The organism is Vibrio sp. 11986-1-5 (genome assembly GCF_963878025.1).
Lineage (GTDB): Bacteria > Pseudomonadota > Gammaproteobacteria > Enterobacterales > Vibrionaceae > Vibrio > Vibrio injensis.
In genome coordinates, this window is the sequence record NZ_CAWNVW010000011.1 from 223,621 (window position 1) to 239,289 (window position 15,669).

A 15,669-nucleotide genomic window follows, 5' to 3' on the forward strand; every position below is an offset into this window, starting at 1 on the left:
AAGCCGTACTGTACATGTACGGCTTTTTTGTCAATGAAGGCTTAACGTTAAGCTTTTGAGAATAAGTGGCTCAGCGCTAAGATACCTTGCAAACGAGTTAGCATTGCTTGTTGCTCATCGGCGTCGCGCTGCTGCCCTTGGGTATTTCCCCATACTGGTCCCGGCCAAGCGCAATCACTGGTAAAGCGCGCAATATGATGGATGTGTAATTGGGGCACGATATTACCAAGTGCTCCGAGATTAATTTTATCGGGCTGAAACAACGCTTCAAGTGCTTGGCTGATGGCTTGAGATTCCAATAAAAATTGCTGTTGTTCGGGCATGGGCAGATGATGAAGCTCTTTCAGATGCTCTCGCTTCGGTACTAGGATCACCCAAGGTACCGCCGATTCTTTATGTAATAACGCAACACACAGTGGGAAGTGACCAATGATATCGGTGTCTTTTGCCAGTTGTGGGTGAAGTTCAAACGGCATCGTTGCCTCCATTTTGGACGATTGTTCGATGTAATAAAGGCTGGCACAACGCCAGCCTTTTGTTCTTAATATATTATATTGATTCGTCGTTGACGAGAGACTCGCTACTTACATTCGTTCTAGAGTGTTAATGCCGAGTAGATCCAAGCCTTGTTTGATGGTTTTTGCTGTCAGCGCAGCAAGTTTCAAGCGGCTCTGCTTGCTCTCTTCATTGCTCGCAACCAAGATTGGACACGCTTCATAGAAACTAGAGAATTGACCAGCCAGTTCAAATAGGTAACCACACATGATGTGTGGCTGACCTTCACGGGCGACGGCTTGTACCGCTTCTTCAAACTGCAGCAGTTTAGCGATCAAAGCTTTTTCTTTTTCTTCACCAATAATGATTTGGCCAGTAAGTTCATCCATTGAAATACCAGCTTTAGCAAAGATTGAGGCAACACGAGTGTAAGCGTACTGCATATAAGGCGCAGTATTACCTTCAAATGCCAACATATTGTCCCAATCGAAAATATAATCGGTGGTACGATGTTTTGACAGATCGGCATACTTTACGGCAGCCATTGCGACAGTGGTGGCAATACTGCTTTTCTCTTCTACGCTTAAATCTGGATTTTTCGCTTCAATCAGTGCCGCAGCGCGTACTTGTGCTTCATCGAGTAGATCGGCAAGACGCACAGTCCCACCTGCACGAGTTTTAAACGGACGACCATCTTTACCTAGCATCATACCAAACGCGTGGTGTTCAAGTGACACATGCTCAGGGATATAGCCTGCTTTACGTACGATGGTCCACGCTTGCATGAGGTGCTGATGCTGTCTGGAATCGATGAAGTACAGAACACGGTCCGCTCCCAGTGTTTCATAACGATACTTCGCACAAGCAATATCGGTAGTGGTATACAAGAAACCACCATCACGTTTCTGGATGATAACGCCCATTGGCTCACCATCTTTATTTTTGTATTCATCTAAAAAGACAACTTGAGCGCCGTCATCTTCTTGAGCAATGCCCTTTTCTTTTAGATCAGCGACGATACCCGGTAGCATATCGTTGTACATACTTTCACCCATGACATTATCACGCGATAATGAAACATTGAGGCGGTCATAGTTTTGTTGGTTTTGAATCATGGTCACATCGACCAGCTTCTTCCACATCTCTAGGCAGAAAGCATCACCACTTTGCAGTTTCACCACGTAGTTACGTGCCTTAGCAGCAAATTCTTCGTCTTCGTCATAAAGTTTTTTGGATTCGCGATAGAAAGCTTCTAAATCAGAGAGCTCCATCGAGACTTCGCCAGACTGTTGCTGTACACGCTCAAGATTGGCAATCAACATACCGAACTGAGTTCCCCAGTCACCGATATGGTTGGCTCGGATCACGTTATGACCTAAAAACTCCAGCGTACGAACGACGGCATCACCGATGATTGTCGAGCGTAAATGACCCACGTGCATCTCTTTTGCCACGTTAGGAGCGGAGTAATCAACGACAATGGTTTGTGGTTCAGCTTTACTGACTCCGAGCTGAGCATCAGCAAGGGCCAATTCGGCTTGCTGAGCAAGAAAATCTTCACTTAAGAAAATATTAATAAAACCCGGCCCTGCGATTTCGGTTTTACTGGCAATGCCATCGAGATCCAATACATCAATCACTTTCTGTGCGAATTCTCGCGGATTCATCCCCAACTGTTTGGCGACGCCCATTACGCCGTTCGCTTGATAATCACCGAATTGTGGTTTTGCAGATTGACGTACTGCTGCAGGACTTCCTGCAGGTGCACCAGCGGCTTCAAGAGCCTGAGAGACTTTATCATTAATCAGTGCTTGAATATTCACACGCGTGTCCTTTGATTCTGGAAACTGGTTTGGTATGCATTTTATTCACTACAGGGTAGTAGAGTGCATATCTCGATTCTGTTGGTAATTTACCGCTCATAATAACAATTTTATGAGAAGGCACATAGGGAGAAAATTAGGTATTTTTCTACTTTAAAGAGGAATCTTGATACTATCAGCTGAAAATACCGATTTTGGATGATTATTATGTCTGAATTACTGATCAACTCTGGACTTCACCCTGAGCAGATGAAAAGTAAAGTTGATGATTTTATGGATAAAATTCATCAATTATGCAAGATTTTACACATGGACCTGTCATCGTTCGCGATTGATCATATCGCGCTTAGGATCAACCAGTGGCCACTGGCTCAAGCTGCTCATCAGGCTTGGTTGGAGTATGGCGCTTTACTCTCTGAGGCGAATATCAATGGTCGGCCTATTATCGTGTTGGATTTACGCCAGCCCATTGTTTATGAGCACAGGGCGATCGCCTGTTTAGAACTGCCTTATCCAGTGGAAGGAAAGTGTTACCCGACGCAAGGATGGGAGCACGTTGAATTTGTTTTTCACGCGGAGACCACATCAGCACACGCCTATCTGCAGGCTATTTTGCAACGCTTTCCTGAATTAGCGAAGCGTTGGGATTCATTAGCGGCATTGGGAGTTAAGGTTAAACTTTCCAGTCCACAAGGTGAAGGGGAGCGGCTTGCAAACCCAACGGTTGCTTTTAAATGGCAGGGAGTTTGCCTTAAGCTGCATCCTTACAGCTTAAGGCAAGTGATTGAGTCCGAAAGATTAGCCTAAATCATAAACTTTAGGGCGTAATTGAAACTCTGCTATCGAATCAATCGGTTGCCCAAGAGTAAAAGGAGGAGCATGATGATGACCTTGCCCTTGGGTATGCATAATTAACCGATTGGCGGTTCTCGGTTTTAATTGATTAACGACAAAGCGGATCATATCAGAGCGACTAAGTCGCTTGAGCTCTGCCAGTACGGTTTCTCGTTGATCAAAGGTCCAGTCTTTATTGCCAATGGCGACCCATAATCGTTGCGCTCGACTTCTTAACGTCGGATCTGGCGCGGAAATTTGGTTCCATAACCCTCTTTTACTGCTATGCCATTGATATTCGTTTAATTCGAGCAACACCATATAAAAAGCGTTTAAAAATTCATCGATTGAGTTGATCAGCTCAATTGGCGCTGCGTGTGGGGATTGAACGTAAAGAACAATGCCTGGATGACGGTTAAGGGGCATATTACCAGTACCCACCATATAACCGAGCTGTTGCTTCGTACGTATTTCATGGAAAAACGTCGCTGACATTAGATGATTAGCGAGTGAATACAAAGCAATACTGCGTGGTTGACTGTCTGGCGATTGATAATAGACCACGACCGCAGAATCATCCTGATTACAATGAACCTCGTGTTGAAAAGATCCATGGTTGCCTAGAGTTATCAGTGGGCGCAATGACTCCTGATAAGCTTGATCATTGACTCGTAAGGCTGTTTTTAGCATTTCTCCCAATACCAGCGCTTCTTGGGCGAGCCAGTCCCCGTAGACGAACATTTCAACATGCAGTTTAGAAAGAATCAATTCCACAAAGGGGGCGAGATGTTCGAGTTTTATGCTGTCAAGAGCATTAAGTAAGTCGATATAGGGGGGATTATTTGGTTGAAGTAACCCTGTCATCGCGTTAAATAACTGTGAAATAGGACGATCATGCGCTGCATTACGCCAGTTACGATTTAATTGTTGTTTAATCGTGGCAAAACGTGCTGGTTGAAAATAACGTTGAGCAAACTTATCCAAAATCATTTTCATCAATTGCGGTTGTTTTTGACTAAAACCAGAGATGGAAAGGGTAACACCACCTTGATGAGCATAGAGGTTATAACTCATCCCAGCGATTTCCGCTTGATAGGTTTGGGTGGCTAAACTATCTAGGAACATCTCTACGCATAAGCGAGTCATAACAATATTACGGGTGCTTGACACCGCATGAGGGCTATCAATAGCCATATAGATCACGCCTTTAGGGACGTGAAACTCAGCCTCTTGCTGATGCCATAATCTAAAACCGGCTAATTCTTCAACGATCTGTGGCTGCTCAGTAGTATCAACCAAGGGTTTAGGTTCTAATTGATGGCAAATAAAAGGATTTTTCTCAGGCAATTTGACTGGGAAATGAGGTGTCTGAGTATGGTATTGACTTAATTGTTGCTGAGTAAATGAACGGCAAGCATAGGGTGTTCCATACCATTGTGCGTTGCGATCATAGCTAAGACCTTGGGCAATTAGGGTTGCTCGCAAGTTCTCTGGTACCAGATAGCTGAGAATAGTTTTCAATAAGCGCTCATCATAGGCCTGCATCATGTAATCACCATACATGATGTCTTCCGGCTCATAGTGCTGCATATTGATGACTAAGTGGCTGACAATATCCAGAGGGCGTGAGGTTTCTTGATAGCGGAAAACGGATTCAAGTACCGCTCTTTTTTCTAGATAGCGCCATTCATTAAGTCCTTCACGGCCAATAAGCGCCAAGGTTTGGAATAGCATCTGAACAATGTCGTCGACGTGTTCAATACCTTGTTGGGTTAAAGTACAACTGATAGAAAACTCTCGGTAGTTACTGCCACTGGCTCCACCTCCAGCAGAGAGAGAGGTTATCCAGTTTCGCTCTCTTAGTGCCAGTAATAAGCTACCTTCTCCTTCATAGCCGAGTAAATGAGCGAAGTAGGAGAGGGGTTTATATCGATAATAGGCATCCGTACTCGGCATTGGGAAGCTTAAGAGCAGCTTACGAGTTTCTTTTAATGGCTCAACATAAAGCCATAATCCAGTGTGTTGTTGCTCAACAAAAGGGGGAGTAATGTTTTTGGCGGCTTGTTGAGTATTGACTATGGTCGAAAAGCCTTCTGTCCCCCAGCGTTGCAACTCATCAAGTGATTGCGGGCCAATGATCGCTAATGTCATGATATCGGCTGAGTAATACGTTTGGTAAAAAGCGATCACTTCATCACGGATTGATACACCGTCTCTATCGGCCAATGTCTGTTGATTTCCGACGGAAAATTTCGCAAAAGGATGAGCTGGATTGATGGTTTCTTTGTGTACTTGATATAAACGTCTGGAGTCATCATTTAGTTTCATCTTAAATTCAGAGTCAACCGCTTGACGTTCTTTGTCTAGGGCTTCTGCATTAAATAATGGCGCTAAAAAAAACTGACTGAAACGATCCAGCGCCTTAGCAAACGCATTGGGGTCGATATCGAAGAAGAAGCAGCTATGCTCAGTCCCTGTCCACGCATTATTACTGCCGCCATGCTGACTAATAAAATTTTGAAACTCGCCGACTTTAGGGTATTTTTCAGTACCCAGAAATAACATGTGTTCTAGGTAGTGTGCCATGCCAGGTCGGTCGCTAGGATCATCAAAATGACCGACTCGAACCGCCAGTGCTGCCGCAGATTTCTGTGCATCAGGTTCATGGATTAATAACAGACGTAATCCATTATCTAAAGTGAGATAACGATAATGATGATTATCATTGGGGCTTATATGCACAGAGGGTCTCCAAACGAGGGATGAGCATTAAGTATGGCGCTGAAATAACAGCCTGCCAATTGACGGTGATTAAAATTTTGAACAAACGGTCATTTTCATCGTGATAACAACTTTTTAGCAGAGTGTTAGCTTCATCGATGTCTTTAAACCGTAGACTGTTATAATTATGCTTATGGTCAATGTGCCCTAGCGCAAAGAGCATGCCGACAATAGGTTAATAGGTAAAGATATGAAAATTGTGATTATGCGTCACGGAGAAGCTGAACATTATGCGGACAGTGATGCAGAGCGGGCGTTAACCGAAACAGGAAAAGTTGCATCCTCGGCTGTTGCGCGTGTGTTTGCTAAACAATCAGGGTTAGATCAATTTGATAAAGTATTGGTCAGCCCTTACTTACGAGCTCAGCAAACTTGGCAGGTTATCTCGGGATGTTTTTCTGTGTCGAAGGTAGAGACCTGTGACGATATTACCCCTTATGGTCAGGCGGAAGATGTTTTTGAGTATCTAACGGCCCTGATTCAAACGCAGCAAATCGAGACATTATTGATTATTTCTCATTTGCCTTTGGTCGGTTATTTAGTGGCAGAGTTTGTTGCAGGCGTACCTGCGCCTATGTTTCCTACTTCTGGTGCTATCGGTTTAGAGTTTGATCCTGAGACAAAGCAAGCCAGCGTATTATGGAATGTCTATCCGTAATTAGGGCGAATAAACATTATCGATTACCCCAATAAGTTGAGGTTGATACTCTCAGCCATTGGGGGATAAAGCTGCCTTGCTTTTTAGGCGGCTTTTTTATCGTCCATAATGAACATGATGTTAGTGAGAGATAAGCTTTTGCTACTGGTCGTCATATTCTTGACGTACACAACTGGACTAAAACTTGCATCCTTAGCTACTCGGTAGGATCTCGTACACCGTTTTGTCGTAATTTTCCATTAACTTATTATTTGCAGGCCTATGAAATTTACGCTGCCATTTGCTCACAAATTACCTAAGATTCCACAACGCAGTCTCCCTGCAATTGGCGCGCCAATCATGGTATTGGCCACGTTGGCCATGGTGGTCTTACCCATTCCTGCGTTTTTACTCGATTTATTTTTTACCTTTAATATTGCGTTATCGATGGTGGTATTACTGGTAACCGTCTATACCCGTCGCCCGCTCGATTTTGCTGCGTTTCCCACCGTATTATTGATCGCTACGTTACTGCGTTTAGCCTTAAACGTAGCTTCAACTCGTGTGGTGTTATTGCATGGACATGAAGGTTCTGGTGCTGCAGGTAACGTGATTGAAGCCTTTGGTAGTGTAGTTATTGGTGGTAATTACGCTGTTGGTTTGGTTGTCTTCCTTATTTTGATGATCATTAACTTCATGGTTGTCACCAAAGGTGCTGGACGGATTTCAGAAGTAAGTGCACGTTTTACGCTTGATGCGTTACCCGGTAAACAGATGGCAATCGATGCTGATTTGAACGCCGGTCTGATTGATCAAGAGCAAGCACGAACTCGCCGTTTTGAAGTGACGAAAGAAGCGGATTTCTATGGTTCAATGGATGGTGCATCAAAGTTTGTTAAAGGTGATGCTATCGCCGGTATTTTGATCCTGTTTATTAACATTGTTGGTGGCTTAATCATTGGCATGATCCAATACGATTTGAGTTTTAGCCAAGCGATGGAAATCTATATTCTGTTGACCATTGGTGACGGTTTAGTGGCGCAGATCCCCTCGTTACTGCTTTCTATCGGTGCGGCCATTATGGTTACCCGACAAAATACCGATGAAGATATGGGTGAACAGCTCATTTTTCAGTTATTTGATAATCCTAAAGCCTTAACGATTACCGCTGGGATACTGGGTGTTATGGGCGTGGTGCCTGGAATGCCACACTTTTCTTTTTTATTACTGGCAGCCTTAGCCGGTGGCGCTGCGTATTGGTTGCAACGTAAACAAACAAAAGAGAAAGAAGAGGCTAAGTTGCCCGTTAAAGTGGACGGAGATGCTCCAACATTACGTGAATTATCTTGGGATGATGTACAGCCTGTTGATGTGATTGGTTTAGAAGTGGGTTACCGTTTGATCCCTTTGGTCGATAGAGATCAAGGTGGGGAGCTGTTGGATCGTGTCAAAGGTGTCCGTAAAAAACTGTCACAAGATTTTGGTTTTTTAATTCCTCCAGTACATATTCGCGATAACCTTGAGCTGACACCAAATAGTTACCGGATTACTTTAATGGGCGTTGCTGTTGGTGAAGCCGAAATTAGACCCGATCAAGAACTAGCCATTAACCCCGGCCAAGTATACGGTATGATCGATGGTGAACATACTTACGATCCCGCCTTTGGTTTAGAAGCCGTGTGGATACGTGAAGAGCAGCGTGAGCATGCTCAAGCACTGGGTTACACGGTAGTGGATGCCTCGACCGTATTAGCGACACATTTGAGTCAATTACTGACCAATAACGCTGCACAATTAATTGGTCATGAAGAAGTACAAAACTTACTTGAACTACTTGGACGCACGGCACCAAGATTGGTTGATGGTTTTGTCCCTGACCAATTATCACTCGGGGTAGTGGTTAAAGTACTGCAAAACTTACTCAATGAAGCGATCCCAATCCGAGACATCCGCACGATTGTTCAAACTTTGTCTGAATATGCAGGTAAGAGTCAAGAACCTGACATTTTGACCGCTGCAGTACGTATCGCATTGAAACGATTAATTGTACAGGAAATCAATGGTATAGAACCTGAGTTGCCGGTTATTACTCTTATCCCTGAGCTGGAACAGATATTGCATCAAACCATGCAAGCTTCAGGCGGAGAGTCCGCAGGCATTGAACCTGGTTTGGCGGAACGTTTACAAATGGCGCTTAGCCAAGCGACTCAAGAGCAAGAGCTTAAAGGGGAACCCGCTGTATTATTGACTTCTGGTGTCTTGCGTTCAACGTTAGCTAAGTTTGTCAAAAATACAATTCCAAATCTCAGAGTTCTCTCCTATCAAGAGATCCCGGATGAGAAACAGATTCGAATTGTACAGGCAGTGGGTAACTAACCACGTTAACCAACAGTACGGATATCTGCCTTGAAAATTAAACGATTTTTTGCGAAAGACATGCGAATGGCGCTGCTGCAAGTGAAAGAAGAGCTTGGAGCGGAAGCTGTCATTATGTCGAACAAAAAAGTCGCAGGAGGTGTCGAAATTGTCGCCGCGGTTGATGCGGATTCAGCTTCATCCTCCCCTGCTCCTGTCGCGACGAAATCTTATCGAGCCTCGCCAGCTCATCATGATAATCGTAAGCCCAATCTATCCACTCGTCATAGCGCAAGAGAGCTGGAAGACGATCGAGTCAGTTTAAAAGCCAGCAATGCCAATGGTGCTTCCATGACTCAGCGCTTTGCTAGTATGCTAAAACAGTACAGCCAAACACCGGATACCGAGCATCGTGCAGAAAATGAAGACTCATTAACAGCATTATTGCAGCGCAACCAGGCTAAAACGACGCCTAACCGACAATTGGCGAATGAAAGCGCGCTCGCAAAGTTAATGGCCGAAGAGAGTCCAACGTCTCGTCAACGACCCCGTTTAGATTCTTCACGTTACGAACCGAAACGAGACAATGAACCAACACTGACTCAGCAAGAGTTAGAGAGTATGCGCGAAGAGATGAACTCAATTCGACGTTTACTTGAGCACCAAGTATCGGGATTAATGTGGCAAGAAGTGGAGCGTCGCGAGCCTTTGCGAGCGATGCTGATTAAGCGTTTGGAACGCATGGGTGTTTCTTTGGAGTTGGCTGATCAACTCGCTTGTTATATCCCCGAGGAAACGCCGCCACCGAAAGCTTGGAAAGCTTTACTCGGCTTAGTCTCCGATCAAATCCCTGTAGTCAAAAAAGATATTTTACAACGCGGCGGTGTCGTTGCATTACTGGGTCCAACTGGAGTGGGTAAAACGACGACGGTTGCTAAATTAGCGGCTCGTGCAGCGATGGAGTATGGCTCAGATAATGTCGCATTAATTACTACTGATACCTATCGAATTGGTGCTCATGAACAACTCTCGATTTATGGTCGAATTATGGGTTGTCCAGTAAGAGTTGCTAAAGATTCCAAAGAGTTAGCCGATGTAATTCATCAGTTACGTAATCGACGCTTGATCCTCGTTGATACTGCAGGTATGGGGCAACGTGATGTACGTCTATCTGAGCAATTGGATACCTTAATGCAAGAGAGCGATGAAGTGATCCATAGCTACCTTGTATTACCCGCTACAGCACAGCGTAAAGTGCTACAGGAGACGATTGAGCACTTTCGGAGAATTCCTCTTTCTGGGTGCATTATGACTAAGCTCGATGAGTGTTTGAGCTTAGGAGAGTTTGTCAGTGTTGTCGTTCAAAATGCGCTACCCGTAGCTTACATTGCTAACGGACAGCGTGTACCCGAAGACATAGTGATTGCTCAGCCAAAGTACATGGTGGCAAAAGCAAATGAGTTACTAGAGAAGTCGACAGAGAATGAACCTCATTACTGGAATAGCGATTCAGAGAGATTCTAGGCGGCGGACAAATATGACGAATAAAATGATATATGATCAAGCAAGCGGCTTACGCCGTTTAACTCAACCTTCAGTGACCAAAGTCATTGCAGTGACGGGTGGAAAAGGCGGAGTTGGCAAGTCGAACGTAGCTCTTGGAATGGCTATCTGCATGGCTCGCCAAGGGAAAAAAGTCATGGTGTTGGACGCCGACTTAGGATTGGCTAATGTTGACGTAATGCTCGGAATTCGCCCTAAACGTAACCTAGGTCACGTATTAGCGGGCGAATGTGAATTAAAAGACTCCATTGTTGAAGGGCCGCATGGTATAAAAATCATTCCTGCGACATCGGGTACTCAATCGATGACCGAGTTATCTCATGCTCAGCATGTTGGGTTAATCAGAGCATTTGGTTCCCTTGAAGATGAGATGGATATTCTATTGGTCGACACGGCTGCAGGGATTTCTGACATGGTAGTGAGTTTCTCTCGTGCGGCGCAGGATGTGGTTGTGGTAGTATGCGATGAACCGACTTCTATTACCGATGCATATGCTTTGATCAAACTTTTGAGCAGAGAACATCAAGTTGAGCGATTTAAAATTGTCGCCAACATGGTGAGGAGCTATCGTGAAGGAAGAGAGTTATTCGCAAAATTGACTTTAGTCACAGAGCGATTTTTAAATGTTGGCTTAGAACTCGTCGCCTGCATACCTTTAGACGATAATGTGAGACAGGCAGTAAAAAGACAGAAAATTGTCGTTGATGCTTATCCTCGCTCTCCTGCTTCATTGGCGATTAATTCGTTAGCCAATAAAGCACTCACTTGGCCCATACCACGAACGCCAAGTGGTCATTTAGAGTTTTTTGTAGAGCGACTGCTTAATCGAACTGAACCAGTAGAGGAACCTTTTGGTGAATAAAGCGCTGACTTACGATCAATACGGTAATATGACTAGCCAGAAGCTATTTCTGGAAAAGTATGCGGTATTGGTTAAGCGTATCGCTCATCATTTAATCGGGCGTTTACCACCCAGCGTACTCATTGAAGACTTAATGCAAGCTGGCATGATTGGCTTGCTTGAAGCGCAAAAAAATTACGATGGAAGTAAAGGGGCAAGTTTTGAAACCTATGCAGGGATTCGAATCCGTGGTGCAATGTTAGATGACATTCGTCGTGGAGATTGGGTTCCCCGCTCGGTCCATAAGCATAATCGAGAGATCAGCCAAGCTATCGCGATATTAGAGGGTGAATTATGTCGCGACCCTAGCGATGCAGAAATTGCGCAGTACCTAGGGATGTCTCTTGAACACTATCACAATGCATTAACGGATATCAGTTGCTCAAGGATAGTGGGTATCGAAGATTTAGGTGTATCGGATGATGTTATTTCACCATTGGATGATGAGGAGGACAATGCCCCTTTTCAGGGTGTGGCCGACGAATTGTTTCGTAAAGCATTGGTTGAATCAATAAAATCACTTCCAGAACGTGAAGCTTTGGTACTTTCGCTCTATTATGATGAAGAGCTAAACTTAAAAGAAATCGGTGAGGTAATTGGCGTAAGTGAATCCCGCGTGAGTCAAATACTAAGCCAATCTATGCAACGTCTGCGAACTAAGTTGAGTTCTTGGACACAAAACGACTAAATATCACTGACTTTGAACTCAGTGGAGGCAATTTTGAATAAAAATATGAAAATCCTTATTGTTGACGATTTTTCAACAATGCGCCGTATAGTAAAAAACCTACTTCGTGATTTGGGTTTTAATAATACCCAAGAAGCGGACGACGGTTTGACGGCGTTGCCAATGCTAAAAAAAGGTGGTTTTGATTTTGTGGTGACCGACTGGAACATGCCTGGTATGCAAGGTATTGATCTGCTGAAAAATATTCGCGCGGATGCAGAGCTTAAGCACTTACCAGTACTGATGATTACTGCAGAAGCCAAGCGTGAGCAAATCATAGAAGCTGCTCAAGCAGGGGTTAATGGCTATATCGTAAAACCATTTACGGCTGCAACATTGAAAGAAAAGTTAGATAAGATTTTTGACCGCCTATAATTTTAAAGCACTGGTCAAAAGTTCATTGCGATTTTTTTGCATGTAAGCGGTAACGTTAAGCGTACAAAAAACAGTCAGCGAACGGGTATTTATCCATTATGTGAGCAAGGCTAAGACAGGATGATTTCATTAGAACAAGCAAAAGAACTCGTTCAACTATTAGAAAATGGGCAGCAAGATAGCGCCAATACACTGGTTCAACAAGTGTATGAATCTGAAGGCAATCCAATGCTAAAAGAGATCGGCGTGTTGACTCGTGATCTGCATGATTCATTGCGCCAATTTCAAATTGATGAACGAATGAGTCAAATTGCTAACGACGAAATGCCTGATGCTAGAGATAGATTGCATTATGTTATTGATAAAACTGAAGTCGCTGCGAATAAAACAATGGATGCGGTTGATCGCTGCTTGCCTATAGCCGACAACCTACATGGAAGTTTGCTACTCATTCGACCACAGTGGAATGCGCTCATGCGCGGTAAAATTGACTTGAATGAATTTAAAGCACTTTGCCATCGTATTGATGATCTTCTTTCACAAATAGAAGGCAATAGTAGTGAGCTTCGAGGGCAATTAACCGAAATTTTGATGGCGCAAGATTTTCAAGATTTAACGGGACAAATTATCCGCCGAGTGATCACCTTAGTGAATGAGGTGGAAGGTCGCTTAGTAGAGATCTTGACCGTATTTGGTAAAAATCAATTACAACAATCAGGAAAAGTTGAAAAAGCACCTTGTGAGCCTGAGGGACCAATTATTAATCCTCATGAGCGTATAGATGCAGTTTCATCGCAAGACGATGTCGATGATTTATTATCGAGTCTTGGATTTTAGGGGTAAAGTATGAGCTACGATTTAGACGACGACATTCTTCAAGACTTTCTGGTTGAAGCTGGCGAGATTCTCGAGTTGTTATCAGAACAGCTAGTAGAATTAGAAAATAACCCACAAGACCGTGAACTTCTCAATGCCATTTTCCGCGGTTTTCACACTGTAAAAGGGGGCGCTGGCTTTCTCTCGCTCACCGAACTGGTAGAAACCTGTCACGGCGCAGAAAACGTGTTTGACTATTTACGTAATGGTCAACGTAGTGTCAACGCTCGTTTGATGGATGTGATGCTGCGTGCTTTGGATACGGTTAATGAACAGTTTCAAGCGGTACAAAATCAAGAACCATTACAACCAGCTGATCCGATATTAATTCAAGAATTGCATGATATGTGTAAGCCTGAATCTGAGGATGAACCTGAAGGTGCTGTGTCGATTGATGCTGTTGAAGAAATTGAACCTGAACCTGAACCAGAATCTCATGCAGAAGCACCGTCCGAGGATGTGAGCGCTCAAGCCCCGAGTAACAATCATATCGATGCTAACTCGATTGATGATATTAGTGATGATGAGTTTGAAAGCCTACTTGATGAGCTGCATGGCAAAGGCCGTAGCCCTGGTGCGGAAAAACCAGCCAATGATGCTGTCAAATCTCAGCCCTCACCAGCCGCCGCTTCTGCCCCTGCTGCTTCTGGTGATATTACCGATGATGAATTTGAAAAGTTACTTGATGAGCTGCATGGCAAAGGTAAAAGCCCTTCATTACATAGTTCTGTAGAAACGCCCGCTCCAACGGTATCGTCACCGCCAGCTGCAAAATCCACACCATCAAATGTGAACGCTAATGGCGATATCATGACTGATGAAGAGTTTGAGCGTTTATTAGATGACTTACACGGTAGTGGTAAAGGACCATCGGTTGAAGAGCTAGAAATGGCTACGCGTCCAGCGGCAACCAATACCACTCAAGCAGTGAAACCCACAGCACCAGTCAGCCCACCTACTGAAAAGAAACCAGTAGAACCGTCAAAACCTAAGGCTGCCGCTCCTGCGGTGTCAGCCAAGCCTGTTCCGGCGGAAAGCAACTCAGATAAGAACGAGCTAGTGGCCGCAGGTTCCGGTGGCGCTAAAAAACCGCAAGTTGAGGCGTCAGTCAGGGTTGATACCTCGACACTCGATACCATCATGAATATGGTGGGTGAATTGGTCTTAGTACGAAACCGATTGTTAAGTCTTGGTCTTAATAGTAACGACGAAGAGATGTCGAAAGCAGTCTCTAATCTGGATGTGGTTACCGCAGACTTACAAGGCGCGGTAATGAAAACGCGCATGCAACCAATCAAGAAGGTATTTGGCCGTTTCCCTCGCGTTGTTCGCGATTTGGCTCGAACTCTAAACAAAGATATTGTTTTGGAGTTGAAAGGGGAAGAAACGGATCTTGATAAAAATTTAGTTGAAGCGCTTGCGGACCCATTGATTCACTTAGTACGTAACTCGGTTGACCATGGTATTGAAATGCCAGACGATCGTGTTGCTGCAGGAAAACCACGTACGGGTAAAGTCATACTTTCTGCGTCCCAAGAAGGTGACCATATTGAGCTGGCTATCGTTGATGACGGCGGTGGTATGGACCCCGATAAACTGCGAGCAATTGCGGTGAAACGTGGCATGATGGATGAAGATGCCGCTTCTCGACTGACTAATAAAGAGTGCTTTAATCTTATCTTTATGCCGGGCTTTTCCAGTAAAGAGAAAATCTCTGATATTTCCGGGCGTGGTGTAGGGATGGATGTGGTTAAAACCGCCATTAATACACTTAACGGCTCGATTGATATTGATTCTGAGCTGACCAAAGGAACGAAAATTACCATTAAAGTTCCGCTAACATTGGCTATTTTGCCAACGTTAATGGTCGGTGTTGCAGGTCATCCATTTGCTTTACCGTTAGCGAGCGTTAATGAAATTTTCCACCTTGATTTAAGCCGGACCAATATTGTCGATGGTCAGCTAACGATCATTGTGCGTGAAAAATCTATCCCGCTGTTCTACCTACAGAATTGGTTAGCTCCTCAGGCGGGTAAAGTTGAGCCTCGTAAAGGCCATGGTCATGTAGTGATTGTGCAAATTGGTAACCAACGCGTTGGTCTTGTTGTGGATACATTAATTGGTCAGGAAGAAGTGGTTATTAAACCACTCGATAAGCTGTTGCAAGGTACGCCTGGTATGTCAGGTGCCACTATAACCAGTGATGGTCATATAGCCTTGATACTTGATGTCTCTGATTTACTTAAGAAATACGCAGCTGCTTCGCGTATTTAGTGGTCGATAGACCACTCAATTGATAAGG

12 protein-coding genes are annotated in these 15,669 nt (G+C 44.3%); 9 read left to right on the forward strand and 3 right to left on the reverse strand.

The annotated features are described in order from the left end of the window. Positions 1-47 precede the first annotated feature (47 nt). Together AACS00_RS04020 and argS are read right to left on the reverse strand one after the other, a co-directional pair. Positions 48-476 (reverse strand): HIT family protein, encoded by a 429-nt coding sequence (locus AACS00_RS04020; RefSeq protein ID WP_110166582.1) that lies wholly within the window; start codon positions 474-476, stop codon positions 48-50. A 108-nt stretch (positions 477-584) separates the two neighbouring features. Next, the gene (gene argS, locus AACS00_RS04025; RefSeq protein ID WP_110166583.1) at positions 585-2,318 is read right to left on the reverse strand and encodes an arginine--tRNA ligase; all 1,734 of its coding nucleotides are present in this window, start codon (positions 2,316-2,318) and stop codon (positions 585-587) included. 207 nt (positions 2,319-2,525) lie between these two features. Between argS and AACS00_RS04030 the strand changes: the two genes are divergently transcribed. After that, the gene (locus AACS00_RS04030; protein WP_072669858.1) at positions 2,526-3,125 is read left to right on the forward strand and encodes a VOC family protein; all 600 of its coding nucleotides are present in this window, start codon (positions 2,526-2,528) and stop codon (positions 3,123-3,125) included. Here the strand turns inward: AACS00_RS04030 and AACS00_RS04035 are convergent. After that, positions 3,117-5,894: an insulinase family protein gene (locus tag AACS00_RS04035; protein ID WP_110166584.1), complete on the reverse strand. Its 2,778-nt coding sequence runs from the start codon at positions 5,892-5,894 to the stop codon at positions 3,117-3,119. The two genes, AACS00_RS04030 and AACS00_RS04035, sit on opposite strands and share 9 nt — an antisense overlap. Before the next feature lie 229 nt (positions 5,895-6,123). On the opposite strand from AACS00_RS04035, the gene sixA reads away from it, so the two are divergent. The 8 genes from sixA (at position 6,124) to AACS00_RS04075 (ending at position 15,641) form a co-directional block, all read left to right on the forward strand. Further along, positions 6,124-6,591, forward strand: a complete 468-nt coding sequence (gene sixA / locus AACS00_RS04040) for a phosphohistidine phosphatase SixA (protein ID WP_072669856.1) — start codon at positions 6,124-6,126, stop codon at positions 6,589-6,591. A 261-nt stretch (positions 6,592-6,852) separates the two neighbouring features. Then, the gene (gene flhA / locus AACS00_RS04045) at positions 6,853-8,946 is read left to right on the forward strand and encodes a flagellar biosynthesis protein FlhA (RefSeq protein WP_110166585.1); all 2,094 of its coding nucleotides are present in this window, start codon (positions 6,853-6,855) and stop codon (positions 8,944-8,946) included. Positions 8,947-9,012: 66 nt separating this feature from the next. Continuing rightward, entirely contained in the window at positions 9,013-10,449 is a 1,437-nt protein-coding gene (gene flhF / locus AACS00_RS04050; RefSeq protein WP_375152939.1) for a flagellar biosynthesis protein FlhF, read from the forward strand. A 13-nt stretch (positions 10,450-10,462) separates the two neighbouring features. Continuing rightward, complete coding sequence (locus tag AACS00_RS04055; RefSeq protein WP_072669853.1) at positions 10,463-11,350, forward strand: MinD/ParA family protein; 888 nt, start codon at positions 10,463-10,465, stop codon at positions 11,348-11,350. Next, the gene (locus tag AACS00_RS04060) at positions 11,343-12,077 is read left to right on the forward strand and encodes an RNA polymerase sigma factor FliA (RefSeq protein ID WP_072669852.1); all 735 of its coding nucleotides are present in this window, start codon (positions 11,343-11,345) and stop codon (positions 12,075-12,077) included. The genes AACS00_RS04055 and AACS00_RS04060 overlap by 8 nt, the downstream gene beginning before the upstream one ends. A gap of 45 nt (positions 12,078-12,122) precedes the next feature. Beyond that, entirely contained in the window at positions 12,123-12,491 is a 369-nt protein-coding gene (gene cheY, locus AACS00_RS04065) for a chemotaxis response regulator CheY (protein WP_040904166.1), read from the forward strand. Positions 12,492-12,611: 120 nt separating this feature from the next. Continuing rightward, the gene (locus tag AACS00_RS04070; RefSeq protein WP_072669851.1) at positions 12,612-13,328 is read left to right on the forward strand and encodes a protein phosphatase CheZ; all 717 of its coding nucleotides are present in this window, start codon (positions 12,612-12,614) and stop codon (positions 13,326-13,328) included. Positions 13,329-13,337: 9 nt separating this feature from the next. Then, positions 13,338-15,641 carry a chemotaxis protein CheA gene (locus tag AACS00_RS04075; RefSeq protein ID WP_110166588.1) on the forward strand — a complete coding sequence of 768 codons (2,304 nt, stop codon included), beginning with the start codon at positions 13,338-13,340 and terminating at the stop codon, positions 15,639-15,641. The last annotated feature ends 28 nt before the right edge of the window (positions 15,642-15,669 follow it).